This is a genomic window from Melghirimyces algeriensis, from assembly GCF_900182565.1.
Lineage (GTDB): Bacteria > Bacillota > Bacilli > Thermoactinomycetales > DSM-45169 > Melghirimyces > Melghirimyces algeriensis.
Genome location: NZ_FXTI01000001.1, coordinates 66,763 through 81,943, shown reverse-complemented (window position 1 = coordinate 81,943; position 15,181 = coordinate 66,763). Strand labels below are relative to the sequence as shown.

Genomic DNA, 15,181 nt, shown 5'->3' with positions numbered 1-15,181 from the left:
AACAAAACCATTTATGCTAGGAAACGGAGGTGAGGGTTGTGACAAAAACTGTTGTTCAAACGACACAGTTAACACGCAGATATGGCAAAACAACCGTTGTTCAAAACGTAAATTTAAATATTAAACAGGGAGAGATTTATGGGTTTTTGGGACCGAACGGAGCCGGAAAAACCACTACCATTCGTATGCTCCTTGGATTGATTCGACCTTCGGAAGGGGAGATTCAACTCTTTGGCAAGGATCTGCACAAAGAGCGTAAATCCATTTTAAAACGTGTGGGTTCTCTTGTGGAATCCCCTTCATACTATGGTCATCTGACAGGAAAAGAGAATCTGGAAGTGGCCCGTCGCATCTTGGGCGTCCCAAGCAAACGGGTCGATGAAGTGTTGGAAATGGTTCGTCTCACCCAAGCAGCCCATAAAAAAGTCAAGCAATACTCTCTCGGCATGAAGCAACGACTGGGCATTGCAACCGCTCTCTTGGGAAAGCCGGAGTTGCTCATTCTGGACGAGCCGACCAATGGACTGGACCCGTCGGGGATTCAGGAAATGCGGGAATTTATTAAGGAACTGCCACGAGAACACGGGATGAGTGTACTTGTCTCCAGTCACCTATTGAGTGAAATTGAACAAATGGCCACACAAGTAGGAATCATACGCAATGGAAAAATGATCTTTCAAGGCTCCATCACTTCCTTGCAGGAGCAGAGCCGTCCCCGGATGCGTTTCGGTGTAGGCGATGCCAACGTCGCCGCCCAACTGCTTGCCTCAGAGGGTCTGTCTGTTTCCGTCGAAGAGGATGGGATTTGGACGGAATCCCTTAGCCAGCAAGAGACAGCGCATATTGTGGAACATCTGGTCACACACCGTTTTTCCGTCTATCGGGTGGAAGAAGTCAAACAATCTTTGGAAGAAATCTTCCTCGGTTTGACAGAGGAGGGGGAAACACCGTGATCCTGCGCCTGCTTGGAGCCGAGAGACTGAAAATGAAGCGCACCTGGATCATCGCTCTGCTCATCCTGGGTCCCATCGGGATCATGGGATGCATGATGATCAACTTCGGGCTCCGCGGAGACTATTTTGTGAGAAAATACCCGGATGATCTGACGAGTCTGGTGATGGAGTCACGCATGCTGCTCTACTTGGCCATTCCCTTGGCCGGTACACTGTTTGCTTCCTTGCTGGCAGGCATGGAACACCAAGGATCAACATGGAAGTACCTGTTCACCCTGCCCGTCTCACGCTTTCAGATTTACCTGGGAAAAGCCATCCCCCTGTTTCTCCTGATGACCATCTGCGCCGGACTCACCGTACCTGCATTGGGCTTTCTCTGGGTTTGGGCCGATTTATCGGGTACCATCCCGTGGGAGATGATTATCAAAAGTGTTTTGTATCCGACATTGGCGTCCCTACCGGTGTTAGCGTTGCAACTATATTTTTCCATCCAGTGGGATAATCAGGCCTGGCCGCTCACCATTGGCATCGCTGGCATTCTGATCGCCGGCGGAATCTCCAAGTGGCTTCCTTGGGCGTATATTCGCAATGTCATGCCTTTGGACATCGGGGGCGACAATGATCCGCACTTTTGGTTACCGTTCGCCATCTGCCAAGGGGTCATCCTGCTTCTGATCGGAGCAACCATCATCATGCGACGGGAGGTGAGATAATGCGTGACTTTTTTGTCCTGCTGTGTGCTGAATGGAAAAAGTTGCAAAAGGGACTTATCCTCTCCCTGTTGTTGATCGGACCGATCTTATCCACATTGGTTGGGCTCACCTCATTAAGTATGGATATTCCAGCCGACATGCCGAAGTGGATATTTGTCTATCAAATGACAATGAACAATTATGCCTGGCTGTTCTATCCCATAATGACGGGTGTGTTTGCTGCGCTGATCTGTCGTAATGAACATACACAGGGTGCATGGAAACTGCTTTTCACCTGGCCGATTTCCCGTTCCAGCGTTTGGCTGTCCAAGGCTACGATTTTGATGATCCTGACCGCCCTGAGCCAACTGCTCTTTCTGGGTATGTATTATCTCTTGGCGATCACACAGGGATTTGCAGAAAACATAGAGGCAACGGTAGTATGGCGCAGTGCATTTTCCGGGTGGATTGCTGTCCTCCCCGTCGTCGCTCTGCAATTATGGGTATCCCATTTGTGGAAAAGCTTTGGTGTCCCTTTGGTCATCAATATCCTTCTGTCCATTCCCAATATTTTCACCGCACAGTCTGAACAATTCAGCCCTTGGTATCCCTGGTCACAACCATATAGTGCCATGATTCCGGAACCAACGGAGTCAGGGATTCTCTCCATTGAGCCCATGACGTTATGGGTTGTCATCTTTGGGGGCTTTCTACTCGCCTTTGGCGGTGGATGGCTCCACACGACACGCCGGGATTGGACCTAAAAACAGAACAACGGCGAAACCCACATGGGTTTCGCCGTTGTTCTGCTGTTTTATCTGGAAGCCTCCAACATTTTGGCAAGAAACTGCTGGGTCCGCTTTGCTGAGGGTTGGGTAAACAATCGACTGGGGGGACCTTGTTCCACCACCCGCCCCTCATCTATAAACAACACTTCATCCGCCACATCGCGGGCAAATTCCATTTCATGGGTAACAATCACCATCGTCTGCTCCTCTTCCGCCAACGATCGCATGGTTTTTAAGACTTCCCCCACCAGTTCGGGGTCCAGGGCGGAAGTCGGTTCATCAAAGAGAAGAACATCCGGTTCCAATGCGAGCGCCCTGGCAATTGCCACGCGTTGTTGCTGACCGCCGGATAGGGATTCCGGAAATGCATTCTTTTTTTCCGCCAACCCCACTTTATCCAGTAACCGCTCCGCACGTTCCAGCACATGGGCACGCGGTTCCCTTTTTACTGTGATCGGTCCTTCCATCACATTTTGCAGTACCGTTAAATGGGGAAACAGGTGAAACCTCTGAAATACCATCCCTGTTTTGGAACGCAAGGCGCGGATCGCTTGTTCCTTGACTCTTCCCTTTCCAAACTCCAACCGCTCCTGACCGATGCGCACGGTCCCTTCCGTAGGGATCTCCAGGAGATTGACACACCGAAGCAAGGTGGACTTCCCTGATCCGCTCGGTCCAATCACACAATGCACATCCCCTTTTTTCACCTGGAGATCAATCCCCCGAAGCACTTCCGTATCCCCAAAATGTTTGCGCAAACCCGTAACCTCAATCATGGATCACACCTCCTCCTTCAGGCAACATACCGTCCAAAGCGTTTTTCCAGCCGTTCATGCACAATATTGAGCAAGGTACAAATCACCCAATACAATAGTGCCACCAATAAATAAAGGGTCATATAATCAAAGGTGCGTCCCCCGATAATCTTGGCCTGATATAACATCTCAGGAACCGTAATCACGGACAACAGCGATGTATCTTTTACTAGGCTTAAAAACGTGTTGGCCAAGGGAGGCAACGCCACCCGCACCGCTTGCGGCAGGATGATTCTTCGCATCGATTGCCAATGGGTCATATTGATCGATTGAGCCGCTTCCCATTGTCCTTTGGGAATGGCAAGGATCGCTCCGCGAATGGTCTCCGCTGAATACCCGCCCACATTGAGCGACAAGCCAATCACTGCGGCTGTTACAGGCTCCAATGTCAGTCCAATCACCGTCAATCCAAAGTAGAGAATAAATAACTGAACCAATAAAGGGGTTCCCCGAATCACGGAGATATACATCCGGGCCGGATACCGCAACCAATCCCGTTCGGACATTCTTCCCATGGCCGTGATCAATCCTAACACCAAGCCAATCCCCATGGTAATAAAACTGAGAGAAATGGTATACGTCATCCCCTGCAAGACAAAGGGAAGCGATTCCCATGCCAACTGGGCGTCAAATAAATTTTCCCACTGAATCGTCAAAAACGCCATGTTTCCCCTCTTTTCTGTCCATCAAAATCAAAAATGAATTCACATACTCACAGAATGACTGAGACTGCTGGCAAATGTAACAAGAGGGGGTGAAGCGGACTCCTTCCACTTCCTTGTTGGAGGAAAGAGAGGCGGAAACGGAAATCTCCCCTTCACCACTTTGTTATGAACCTCAGAATGATCCCATCAAGAGCCTCTTCGTCTATGATGTCCATATTCAGGGACAAAAGACGGGCATCCCCGTCATTACGAAGATGCCGCGCTCCATTGTTTTATTTGGACACGTCTTCCCCAAACCATTTCTTCGAGATTTTCGCCAATGTTCCATCCTGTTCCATCTCTTTCAACACCCGATCCAACTCTTTTTTCAAGCTTTCATTTCCCTTATTGACGGGAAAGGCCATTTGCGCTTTTTCTGATTCCATTTTCACGGTTTTTAACGGCAGATCCGTTTCTTTCATCATGGCAGCAATCGCCAATCGGTCATTGATACTCAGATCCACACGCTTGGCAGCGACATCCCGCATCGACGTCATCATATCTTCATAAGCGACAATCTTGGCTCCCGCTTTTTTGGCCATTTTTCCATAGTTGCTGGTCGGGGTCTGTCCTGCCCGCTTGCCTTTAATGTCTTCCAGCGATTGAATGGAATCGTTGTCCTTGTGAACAACAATCTGGGAATAAGAAACCGTATATGGGCGGGAATAATCAAATTTTTCCTTCCGTTCCTCCGTAATTCCCACCTGATTGGCAACTGTATCAAACCGTTCGGTCTGCAACCCAGTTAACATCGAATCCCATGGACTTTCCACAAATTCCGCTTTTACACCCATTCGCTTGGCAATCTCTCTGGCCACTTCCACATCATAGCCGGTCAGTTTGTCCGTCTTCTCATCCCGGAAGCTGAATGGTTTATATGTCCCTTCTGTTCCGATGCGCAATGTGCCCCGTTCTTTGATTTCCTGCAGTGCATCGGAATCATTTGCGGTGGATTCATCACCACCACTGCCACAAGCACTCAAAACCACCATGGACATAACAGCCAACAGCATGGCAAACAAACGCTTCATCTACCCCACTCCTATATTTCTTAGTTTATCGGTCGGATTTAATGGAATTAGCTTCTCATTATCTTAGCGGACACCCTTCAATCTGTCAATCACCCATTAAAAAAGCTCCCCGCAGGGAGCTGAATTCATTCACGCATCGTCTTTTTGATCCGTGGCAAGGGTGGCTAGCTTTCTGAATGCTTCATTGAGATTTTCCATCCGATCCTCCACTTTTTTAGCAGCTGAATCCAGTGTGTAGCCTTCCTCCACCAACTCCTGGATCAACAATATTTTTTTGATGTTCAAGTAATTGTATCTTCGGGTTGTTCCTTCGCCCTCTTTCTCCGATTGGATGATGCCTTTTTCTTCCCAATAACGAATCTTTCGTGCAGGTACACCGGTAATCTCGGAAACTTCACCAATACCGACAACCAATTTCTGAAGGAAATCAACATCGAGCAAAACGTTTTCGGTTCCTTTTTTTTGATCCATAAATCGCCCTCCGGATAGATTCTTCTTGTAATGATTTTACGATAAAAGCAAATCAGCTACAAATAAATCAGACGTAACATATTGACTTATATTGTAGATAAGTTACAATATACGATGATATATTACATTAATGAAGCCTGAAGGGATGATGATATGACAAAAAATCCTGCTTTTGAAGAATTTAAGCAAGCATTTCCGGAAACCTCAACCATTTTCGCCCAACTGTATCAATCGGTCAGTTCGAAAGCATTGGATGAGAAAACAAAACAGCTTGTTTATCTTGCCGTATTAACCGCAAATCGGTATACACCTGCGGTTCGCGTCCATATCCGCGAAGCATTGGAGGCCGGAGCCACTCCGGAAGAAATCAAAGAATCCATCATGCTGACCATTCCGGCAGGTGGACTCTGCCCCTTCCTATCCGTGCTCCCAGACATGCTGGAGGAGCTTGACACCACTGAAAAGAAAGGAGAATCCTTTACTCCATATGAACGGACTCGTGAAAGCAAAAAATGATTCCTTGCAAACAGCCATTCTGTTTTGGTGTGGGCTGGTCATCGTTTCCAGCCTCTATGTCACCATTCCTTTGGTTTCCGTATTTTCCGAAACATTTAAGGTAACAACCGCTCAGGCCGCCTGGACCGGAAGCGCATTTTCTCTGTTCTATGCCCTGGGATTTCTGTTCTTTGGTCCCCTATCCGATCGCTTCGGCCGAAAACAAATGATCCTGATCGGGTTGATCCTGCTAACCCTGATCTCCCCCGTACTGGGAATCGTTGATCACTTCATATTGCTGGTCATCCTGCGCAGCCTTCAGGGAATGGCAGCGGCAACATTTGCCCCGGCAGCGCTGGCGTATGTTGTAGAAAGGTTCCCGGTAAAAAAGCGGGTAACCACCATTGGGTTTGTCAGTACCGGCTTTTTAATGGCGGGCATCGCGGGACAGGTATACAGCAGCTTTGTCAGTCAGCAACTGGGCTGGAAGAATGTCTTCTATATTCTTGGAGCCATCTATTTGATGACTTCTGTTTTGGTTGCTTTGATCCTGCACAGAGGGGAAAGACAAGACCAGGATCAAGATTTGCTCGCCCCTGTGAAACAGATGGGAAGAGTCCTAACAAAAAAACCCCTGATTCTGTGTTACCTCATCACCATCACGTTACTGCTAGCTTTTGTGGGAATGTACACCACACTGGGCAATTATTTGGATAAACAGTTTGGGCTGACGAGCCAGCACATTCTAACCATCCGTGCCATTGGAGTGATCGGCATGTTGTTCTCCCCGATGGCCGGTCGATTGGTTGCCCGTTTCGGGATACAGTATGTCCTTCGGGGAGGGTTGACCCTGGCCGTTCTCGGTCTTGCACTTCTGGGATTCAGCTCCACGGTGTGGGTGGTTGGAATCATGAGCGTCCTCTTTGTCACCGGGATCTCCGTCACCGTACCCACACTCATTTCATGGGTGGGTCAACTGGGCGGGGAAGCACGGGGTGTGGCCGTATCACTGTATACCTTTATTCTGTTTATCGGGGCCACACTGGGACCCATCGTCGCCATTTGGTTTCTTCAAACCGGTAGCTACCTCTTCACATTTGAAATGCTGGCACTTGTCCTCAGCATCGGCCTTTTCACGTCTTTCTTTATTCGACCGGATCATGGATAAGCATCGACTTCCACCGTTTTTGTTCAAACGACCCTATCATGAGGTAAAACCCATGGGTAATCATGTTGTGTTAAAGCAAGCCCTGCAACGACTCTGTGCACCCAAAGGTTACAAGTTAAAAGCAATTCGTGACGGAAAACAAAACCAAAAAGACATATGGGTATTTCGTTATGAAAAATCAAGACGGCAAAAATAACGGTTTGGGGGGAGAACACTACTCCTTTTACCATTCAAAAAGAGGACAACAAAATTTTGGGAGCCACTTGGATGGACCCACGCTTTGCATCCAATCAAGTCCTTCCTTCCAAAGCACAAACGGAGAAACTTGCACAATCATTTCTTCACCAAATTGAACCTGGATTATTTGAGCGATTGGAGAACCGCTGGATTCGACCACATAATGAAACCATTAACGTTAACGGTCATCCAACAACCGTAACCGGCATGAAATATAAGTGCTATCTTCCAGAAGAAGATACCTACACTTGGGTGATTGCAGGAGCAAATCAAATCATCACCTTTGAACAAGGAATCAAATGGAAAGAAGGTTGCATGACGGTTGACTGTTATCAAATGAAAACGCGGGCTGAGGTCAGCCTGCGTTTCTCCATTCATAATTGACCCACAAGGTCATAGTGAAATTCCATCTTGAAAAAATCCCTAAAACGCTTTATGATGAAATTAATGCAAACGGTTGCACAAAACACCCTGAAATAGAGAGAGGAATCCTATGAAAACAGCATGGTGGAAGGAAGCAATCGCCTATCAAATTTACCCGAGGAGCTTTTTGGATTCAAATGGGGACGGAGTTGGTGATCTCCAAGGGATCATTTCCAAACTGGACTACTTAAAAGAATTGGGCATTGATGTGATTTGGATTTGCCCCATATACCAATCCCCAAATGATGATAACGGGTACGATATCAGTGATTATCAGGATATCATGGATGAGTTCGGAACGATGGATGACTTTGATCAGTTGTTGAAAGCAGTTCACAACCGTGGGATGAAATTGATTATGGATCTGGTCATCAACCATACCAGTGACGAACACCCCTGGTTTATTGAGTCACGTGCATCCAAGGAAAGCGCTAAGCGGAATTGGTATATTTGGCGTGACGGGAAGTCAGGAAAAGAACCGAATAATTGGGAGAGTATCTTTGGCGGCTCCGCCTGGGAGTATGACGAACAAACCGAACAGTATTATCTGCATGTGTTTTCCAAAAAGCAACCGGATTTAAATTGGGAAAACAAAGAGGTTCGAAACACCCTTTATCGCATGATCAACTGGTGGTTGGATAAAGGAATTGACGGTTTCAGGGTAGATGCCATCAGCCACATCAAAAAGGAAGAAGGGCTGCCGGATCTGCCCAATCCGGACGGATTGAAATATGTGCCTTCTTTTGAGAAGCATATGAATGTAAAAGGCATTCATACGTATTTAGAGGAGTTAAAAAGGAAAACGTTTGCACAATACGATATTATGACTGTTGGAGAAGCCAATGGTGTGAGTGTGGAAGATGCAGAGCTTTGGGTTGGAGAAGGGTCCGGAATATTCAATATGATCTTTCAATTTGAACATCTGAATTTATGGAATCCGGAAACCAAAAAAGACTTGGATATTATCGGTTTAAAAGAGGTCTTGACCCGATGGCAAAAGGGACTGGAAAACAAAGGCTGGAACGCCTTGTTTATTGAAAACCATGACCAGGCCCGTGTGGTATCCACATGGGGAAATGATCGGGAGTACTGGCGGGAAAGCGCCACCTCATTGGCTGCCATGTATTTCTTGATGCAAGGCACCCCATTTATCTATCAAGGGCAGGAAATCGGTATGACCAATGTTCGGTTTCCAAACATCGAATCCTATGACGATGTAGCGGTGAAAAATATGTACCGCCTTAAACGGGAAGAAGGAATCCCTCATTCTGAGATCATGGAACAGATCTGGGCCACTTCCCGTGATAACTCACGAACACCCATGCAATGGTCTGATGAACCCAATGCGGGCTTTACAACCGGTACTCCCTGGCTTGAAGTCAATCCAAACTATCCAAAGATCAATGTAAAAAAACAATGGAACGATCCCCATTCCATTCTTCATTTCTATAAAAAAATGATTGCGCTGAAGAAAAAACACAAGGTGTTTACATATGGCACCTATCAATTACTGTTAAAGGATCACCCGCAAATTTATGCTTATACACGGGAATCCGAACAGGAAAAAATGGTGGTGATCAGCAACCTGACAGCAAAAGACGCCGAATATCATCATCCGGACATTCCATTACACGATTCCAGACTGATGCTTAGTAATTATAAAGTCAACGATCATCCCCCTTTGACACAATTTCAATTAAAGCCCTATGAAACGAGAGTGTATCGCGTCAGATAAGGATCAGATACAGGGAAGATCAGGCAGGCTTTCCCTACCTGTCCATCTCATTCTGCCAATTCACACCCCCATGCTGTGCTTTGGTTCTTCCGTTTTTTGAAATCGATTTCATGAAAGGGTGAGGGAACATGAAATTTACATCCTTTGATTTTTGGCAAAAGTTTGGGAAGGCTTTATTGGTTGTCGTAGCCGTTATGCCTTCTGCCGGTTTAATGATCTCACTCGGCAAGCTCATTGCCATGTCGGGTGGTGATATCGCCTTTGTTGAAACAATCGCAAAAATCATGGAAGATATCGGTTGGGCGATTATTACAAACCTTCATATATTATTTGCTGTGGCCATTGGAGGATCATGGGCAAAGGAGCGGGCCGGCGGAGCGTTTGCTGCACTGCTTTCCTTCATTCTGATCAACCGGGTAACCGGTGTCATTTTCAATGTGGACAATTCCATGTTGCAGGACCCCGAAGCCGTCACCACTTCATTATTGGGAAGCGAACTGATTGTCAAAGATTATTTTACCTCTGTTCTTGGAGCCCCGGCTTTAAATATGGGAGTATTTGTGGGAATTATCTCCGGTTTTTTGGGAGCCAATCTGTTTAACAAATATTACAATTTCAACAAATTGCCAAAATCCCTTGCTTTCTTTAACGGAAAACGGTTTGTGCCGTTTGTGGTAATTGTATATTCGGTTGTATCAGCAATCCTTTTAGCCCTTGTATGGCCCTTTATTCAAGGTCTATTAAACGATTTTGGTGTCTGGATCGCCACATCGAAGGATACGGCCCCCATCCTCGCTCCCTTTGTGTTTGGTACCCTGGAACGTCTGTTATTGCCATTTGGTCTGCACCATATGCTGACGGTGCCGATGAACTATACGGAAATTGGCGGAACCTACACCATTTTAACGGGAGGAAAGGCAGGACAGACCGTCGCCGGACAAGACCCCCTCTGGCTTGCCTGGATCACGGATTTAAATAACCTATTGGCATCAGGGGAACAGGAAAAATATAAAGCATTGCTTTCCGACGTGACTCCGGCTCGCTTCAAGGTTGGACAAGTGATCACATCCACCGCATCGCTGCTTGGAATTGCCCTTGCCATGTACAGAAATGTGGATAAAGACAAACGTAAAAAATATCAATCCATGTTCTTTTCTGCCGCGCTGGCTGTATTTTTAACCGGAGTGACAGAGCCGATTGAGTTTATGTTTCTGTTTGTGGCTCCTGTATTGTATATCGTTTACGCCATTACGACCGGGTTGGCTTTTGCCTTGGCGGATCTCATTAACCTGCGTATTCATGCATTTGGCTTTATTGAATTTCTGACACGGACACCTTTGATGATAAACGCTGGACTATTGCAAGATTTGATCAATTTTGTCATTGTATGCTTTCTGTTCTTTGGAGTAAACTTTACTGTATTCAATATTTTAATTAAAAAGTTTAACTTCCCCACCCCTGGACGCGCCGGAAATTACATTGAATCCGAAGAAAATGGACAAAACGCACAAACAAAGACAGCAAAGCCTGCCCAAAGCGATTCTCTCGCAGCCACCATTATCGATCTTTTAGGAGGGACGGATAATATTGAAGAAGTGGATGCCTGCATGACCCGCCTTCGCGTCACCGTAAAGGATGCGGATCAGGTTCAACCAGAGCAAAAATGGAAAGAAAACGGTGCATTAGGGCTGATCGTTAAAGATCAGGGGGTTCAAGCGATCTACGGTCCAAAAGCGGATGGGATCAAGTCAGATATTCAAGATCATCTGGGGGCTTAATGAAGTGAAACTGCTAACTTTAAACTGCCACTCATGGCAAGAGGAAAATCAGATTGAAAAAATGAAGGTTCTCGCAGAAACCATCAAGGCAAACGACTATGACATCATCGCCTTGCAGGAAGTTAGCCAACCGATCCATGAAACATTACAATTTGACAACATGAAAAAAGACAATTTTGCCCTTTTGCTATTGGCTGAGCTTCAGCAATTAAAGGCACCGCCATATCACTGTATATGGGACCTGTCCCATATCGCTTATGAAACATATGAAGAAGGTGTTGCCCTTTTAACCAAGCACCCCATCCAACAGAAGCATTCGTTTTTTGTATCAAAAAGTCATGAACCCCACCAATGGAAAACACGAAGAATTGTTGGAGCGGATCTTCGTTATTTTGGTGAAACCCTTTCCGTTTATTCCTGCCATTTAGGCTGGTGGGATGATCCAGAAGAACCATTTTCCCATCAGGCAGCGTTGCTTTTGCAACAGATCAACAAAGAAAACACAGTCTTTCTGATGGGGGATTTCAACAATGATGCCAATCAAACCGGAGAAGGATATGAATATTTATTGAAACAGGGCCTTTTTGACACCTATATACTGGCAAATGAAAAAGACTGTGGCACGACCGTCAAAGGAAGTATTGCCGGTTGGCACCACAACAGCAAAGAATTGCGCCTCGATCTGATTTTGACAAATCAACCCGTACCCGTCCGTCGATCCAACGTCATTTTCAATGGCCAGCACTGCAAAATCATCTCCGACCACTTTGGTGTTGAAGTGGAGATCATTCTCGATATAAAAGTCTGCTGAAAAGAGAATGAGAGGGGGATTTCCGGTGGAGCATCCTTTTCGCTGGTTGGAAACGGAAATCTCCCCTTCACCACTTTGTCATGAACCTCAGCCACAAACATTGTGGCTCTTTTTTTATAATTGGAACCATTGACCGACTATCACTCCCAGCATAATAAGGACCAAGGTACCGATCCCTGCGAATGCGATGCTTCGTAACAGTTGGTTTTCCTGTTCAGGAATTTTTCCGATGGATGCAGCCAGTACCACCCGTGAAGGACAGGCCATCGTTAAGTGTGAAGAGCTGGTATTTTGTGCATAGGCAAAAAGGTCAGGAGTCATCTGAAGGTGCTGGGCGGTTTGCAGTTGCAAGTTGATAAACATAGCGTTGGAACCGGTATTGCTCCCCGTCAGAAACCCTCCCAGGCCGCCGATTAGGGGAGAAACATAGAGAAAAGCGGGACCAAAAAAGAGGGCAGCAGAACTGGATAACATTTGGACCATCCCCGCTTCAACCATGATTTGGGACATCACAACAAATCCTACAGTGGACAAGAATACGGGTTGAAACTGCTTTAACGTCTGTTTAATACTTTTTTGAATCGCAGAGCGAGACAGTTTAAAAACGAAGATGGAAAAGATGCAGACCAGGAACAGATAAAAGCCCGGTGAATAAAACAGGGGAAGTGTAAAATCATATCTGGGAAACTGCAATAGACCCGTACTGTTCAGGTAGTGCTCAATCGGAGGGATGATCCGTGTCAAAAATAGAAGAACGATCAAAAGAATATAGGCACTCATCGCTTGAAAAATGGATAAACGCGACTCGGTCATCCCTGTTGCCGTTTCTTGCTTTTGGGAAGCATCCAAATGCCGCTTTTGCATGAAATGAATCCATAGCAACTCCACCGCCAAAGCGGTCATCGCTCCGAATACCCCCGCCAACTCTACACTGACATAGCGATTGAAAAACCAAATAGCCCCCGACAACGAACCGGTAACAGCCAGTACCTCAAAAAAATGCTTCCGTAACGCGTCAAAGCCTCCACTGATGAGGACAATCAGACAAGAGAGATACAAGAAGACAGGAATCGATAATATCGCGCTTCCGGTACCCAAACGTTGCAGGGGAAAGTCCGCCAGGTTCGCTCCAATCACCGTCCCTGTAGCCAACGCTCCCCAGGGTACCACCATCAAGCTAAGTAAGGAAATCAAGGTGGCTTTCAAACGATCGAAACCAAGCGTAATCAGGATCGGTGCAATCACGATCATCGCCAGTCCAAATCCGCTGGCCGATTCTACCAAAGGAGAGAATGCCACAGCCAGGAGAAGAACTTGCCGCGTGGGATGATGTGTCGCTTGAGATACAAAAGCGGCGATTGCGTGAATGGCTCCTGCTTCATTCATCAAATGGAACAGGAGAATACCAAAAATTAAGACATATGCGACGACAGAAGTGATCAGTACTCCCTTGACACCCGCATCAACGAGTTGTGGTATGTTTAAAGAAAATGAAGGTGAAAAAAGCGCCACAATCGCTGCCGTTATACAGGCTACAGCCCCCGCTTCTACGGCCGATCGCTTTAAAATGAACAGTAACATCATGACGATGAAGATGGGCAAGAGGGACAGAGCAAGGCTCATGTTGGTACATCTCCTTACCTTTTTGTATACTATAGGAGATATTTTATTGAAATTATACGTGTATATCGCTGAAAAGTCAAAATAAATTTAACAAAACCTTTGTATACTATAATACTTAGGAGGGGAAAGAATGAATATTGGCCAACGTTTAAAACAGTATCGGTTACAGAAAGGTTACTCCCTGCAAGCATTATCAGATCGATCAGGAGTCAGCCGTTCCATGCTTTCCAAAATTGAAAGAGGAGAAAAGAATCCTACCATCAACTTGTTGTGTGAGATCGTAGAGGCTTTGCAAATCACCGTATCCCAAGTGATTGACGAACCCACGCAACGGGAAGTGATCGTGATCAAAAAGGATCAACGGCCCGTTTTATACGATAAGGACTCCGGATTGGAACGACACTTGCTGTCACCGACATTTCCAAGCAAAGGAATTGAATTTGTGCTGAATGTTCTCCCGGAAGGTCACCGAACAGGGCGTTTTCCCGCCCATCAAAAACATGTCCGTGAGCACATCTTTGTAGAGACTGGAAAACTAAAGGTGATTCTGGGGCGAAACGATCACTATACCCTGGAAGCCGGAGACTCTTTTTACTTTGAGGCAAACATTGAACACGAATTTATCAATATTGGAAAGACAGATTGCCGATACTTTCTGGTTATCGATTCCCATCTCTTTGGAGGATCGTAACTCTACACGTGCATGACTGCCACCACGGCTTACTAAACCAGTTACTGGATGTAAAAACACCCTCAAAGAAATGAGGGTGCTCCCGACAGGACCATCCAGTAACGGACAGGTATCTTGTCCCGGATCAAGAAGTCCGTTGACTCCGTGTTGTATGAAACGGTTTTTATCGCTTGATCTGATTGTCCAGTACAACTTTCACACGAGGTTCAGATACCCGTTCAATCCGGATAGCATCCGCAATGACCACACCGGAAGCCTTGTCAGACAAAATGATTTTCCCCGGAACCCCCGCGTCAAACGAAAACGTCCCCAACAGCTCCCAATTTCCTCCAACCCGTTGATTCTGCGGGAGCAACGTGCGACCCTCTTTGTGCACCACCGTAAACGGAGCGTTAACCGCCCGGTCAAAAGCAGGCGGGTATTTCACGAAAACCCGGTATTGATCGCTTTTTTTCACCTGAAACGTCCACGTAAAGGATTCCAGTCCTTGACCGGGTCGGTTAAATTGATAATTGGGCCCGATATATCCGGGGGAGCTCTGCGAAACCATCCAGTTTCCCTGTACCGTGGTCTTGGCATGGTTTAGAATGAAATCCATCTCTTCCTGCAACGCCTGTTCTTTCACCTGTTCATTTTTGTATTCCTGAATCAATTTCTCCTCTTCAGCACTCAACGACTCTACATGTTTCAATTGAATCATGGCTACCACCACCCCAAGCAAGCAAAACAGCGGTAATACCGTTCGCTTCAACCTTCTCATGATCCC

At 46.4% G+C, this 15,181-nt stretch carries 17 protein-coding genes; 11 read left to right on the top strand and 6 right to left on the bottom strand.

Translation table 11 applies throughout. From position 1 onward, the window contains the following. Positions 1 to 38: 38 nt before the first annotated feature. From FN782_RS00305 to FN782_RS00295, 3 genes are read left to right on the top strand one after another with little or no spacing between them, the layout of a single operon-like run. On the top strand, positions 39 to 953 hold the full coding sequence (locus FN782_RS00305) for an ABC transporter ATP-binding protein (protein WP_142503781.1): 915 nt from the start codon (positions 39 to 41) through the stop codon (positions 951 to 953). Beyond that, positions 950 to 1,666, top strand: a complete 717-nt coding sequence (locus FN782_RS00300) for an ABC transporter permease (protein WP_142503780.1) — start codon at positions 950 to 952, stop codon at positions 1,664 to 1,666. The genes FN782_RS00305 and FN782_RS00300 overlap by 4 nt, the downstream gene beginning before the upstream one ends. After that, a complete protein-coding gene (locus tag FN782_RS00295; RefSeq protein ID WP_142503779.1) occupies positions 1,666 to 2,409 on the top strand; it encodes an ABC transporter permease in 744 nt (247 codons plus the stop codon). Before FN782_RS00300 ends, FN782_RS00295 begins: the two co-directional genes overlap by 1 nt. A gap of 50 nt (positions 2,410 to 2,459) precedes the next feature. Here FN782_RS00295 and FN782_RS00290 read toward each other — a convergent pair whose 3' ends face one another. From FN782_RS00290 to FN782_RS00275, 4 genes are all read right to left on the bottom strand, one after another. Beyond that, the gene (locus tag FN782_RS00290; RefSeq protein WP_142503778.1) at positions 2,460 to 3,209 is read right to left on the bottom strand and encodes an amino acid ABC transporter ATP-binding protein; all 750 of its coding nucleotides are present in this window, start codon (positions 3,207 to 3,209) and stop codon (positions 2,460 to 2,462) included. 17 nt (positions 3,210 to 3,226) lie between these two features. Next, complete coding sequence (locus tag FN782_RS00285; protein ID WP_142503777.1) at positions 3,227 to 3,913, bottom strand: amino acid ABC transporter permease; 687 nt, start codon at positions 3,911 to 3,913, stop codon at positions 3,227 to 3,229. Between the two features lie 272 nt (positions 3,914 to 4,185). After that, the gene (locus tag FN782_RS00280; protein ID WP_142503776.1) at positions 4,186 to 4,983 is read right to left on the bottom strand and encodes a transporter substrate-binding domain-containing protein; all 798 of its coding nucleotides are present in this window, start codon (positions 4,981 to 4,983) and stop codon (positions 4,186 to 4,188) included. 129 nt (positions 4,984 to 5,112) lie between these two features. Continuing rightward, entirely contained in the window at positions 5,113 to 5,454 is a 342-nt protein-coding gene (locus tag FN782_RS00275; protein WP_142503775.1) for a MerR family transcriptional regulator, read from the bottom strand. A 153-nt stretch (positions 5,455 to 5,607) separates the two neighbouring features. On the opposite strand from FN782_RS00275, the gene FN782_RS00270 reads away from it, so the two are divergent. The 7 genes from FN782_RS00270 (at position 5,608) to FN782_RS00245 (ending at position 12,101) form a co-directional block, all read left to right on the top strand. Further along, the gene (locus FN782_RS00270; RefSeq protein WP_142503774.1) at positions 5,608 to 5,970 is read left to right on the top strand and encodes a carboxymuconolactone decarboxylase family protein; all 363 of its coding nucleotides are present in this window, start codon (positions 5,608 to 5,610) and stop codon (positions 5,968 to 5,970) included. Continuing rightward, positions 5,942 to 7,117: an MFS transporter gene (locus tag FN782_RS00265; protein WP_142503773.1), complete on the top strand. Its 1,176-nt coding sequence runs from the start codon at positions 5,942 to 5,944 to the stop codon at positions 7,115 to 7,117. Before FN782_RS00270 ends, FN782_RS00265 begins: the two co-directional genes overlap by 29 nt. A gap of 52 nt (positions 7,118 to 7,169) precedes the next feature. Then, positions 7,170 to 7,313 carry a hypothetical protein gene (locus tag FN782_RS16600; protein WP_185955940.1) on the top strand — a complete coding sequence of 48 codons (144 nt, stop codon included), beginning with the start codon at positions 7,170 to 7,172 and terminating at the stop codon, positions 7,311 to 7,313. Between the two features lie 71 nt (positions 7,314 to 7,384). Then, positions 7,385 to 7,738 (top strand): hypothetical protein, encoded by a 354-nt coding sequence (locus FN782_RS00260; RefSeq protein WP_142503772.1) that lies wholly within the window; start codon positions 7,385 to 7,387, stop codon positions 7,736 to 7,738. Positions 7,739 to 7,847: 109 nt separating this feature from the next. Beyond that, positions 7,848 to 9,512, top strand: a complete 1,665-nt coding sequence (locus tag FN782_RS00255; protein WP_142503771.1) for a glycoside hydrolase family 13 protein — start codon at positions 7,848 to 7,850, stop codon at positions 9,510 to 9,512. Between the two features lie 128 nt (positions 9,513 to 9,640). Then, positions 9,641 to 11,290, top strand: a complete 1,650-nt coding sequence (locus tag FN782_RS00250; RefSeq protein WP_142503770.1) for a PTS transporter subunit IIBC — start codon at positions 9,641 to 9,643, stop codon at positions 11,288 to 11,290. 4 nt (positions 11,291 to 11,294) lie between these two features. Further along, the gene (locus FN782_RS00245; protein ID WP_142503769.1) at positions 11,295 to 12,101 is read left to right on the top strand and encodes an endonuclease/exonuclease/phosphatase family protein; all 807 of its coding nucleotides are present in this window, start codon (positions 11,295 to 11,297) and stop codon (positions 12,099 to 12,101) included. A gap of 114 nt (positions 12,102 to 12,215) precedes the next feature. Here FN782_RS00245 and FN782_RS00240 read toward each other — a convergent pair whose 3' ends face one another. Further along, entirely contained in the window at positions 12,216 to 13,724 is a 1,509-nt protein-coding gene (locus FN782_RS00240; protein ID WP_142503768.1) for an L-lactate permease, read from the bottom strand. A 130-nt stretch (positions 13,725 to 13,854) separates the two neighbouring features. Between FN782_RS00240 and FN782_RS00235 the strand changes: the two genes are divergently transcribed. After that, a complete protein-coding gene (locus tag FN782_RS00235) occupies positions 13,855 to 14,415 on the top strand; it encodes a helix-turn-helix domain-containing protein (protein ID WP_142503767.1) in 561 nt (186 codons plus the stop codon). A 163-nt stretch (positions 14,416 to 14,578) separates the two neighbouring features. Here FN782_RS00235 and FN782_RS00230 read toward each other — a convergent pair whose 3' ends face one another. Continuing rightward, positions 14,579 to 15,175: a golvesin C-terminal-like domain-containing protein gene (locus FN782_RS00230; RefSeq protein WP_142503766.1), complete on the bottom strand. Its 597-nt coding sequence runs from the start codon at positions 15,173 to 15,175 to the stop codon at positions 14,579 to 14,581. Between the last annotated feature and the right edge of the window lie 6 nt (positions 15,176 to 15,181).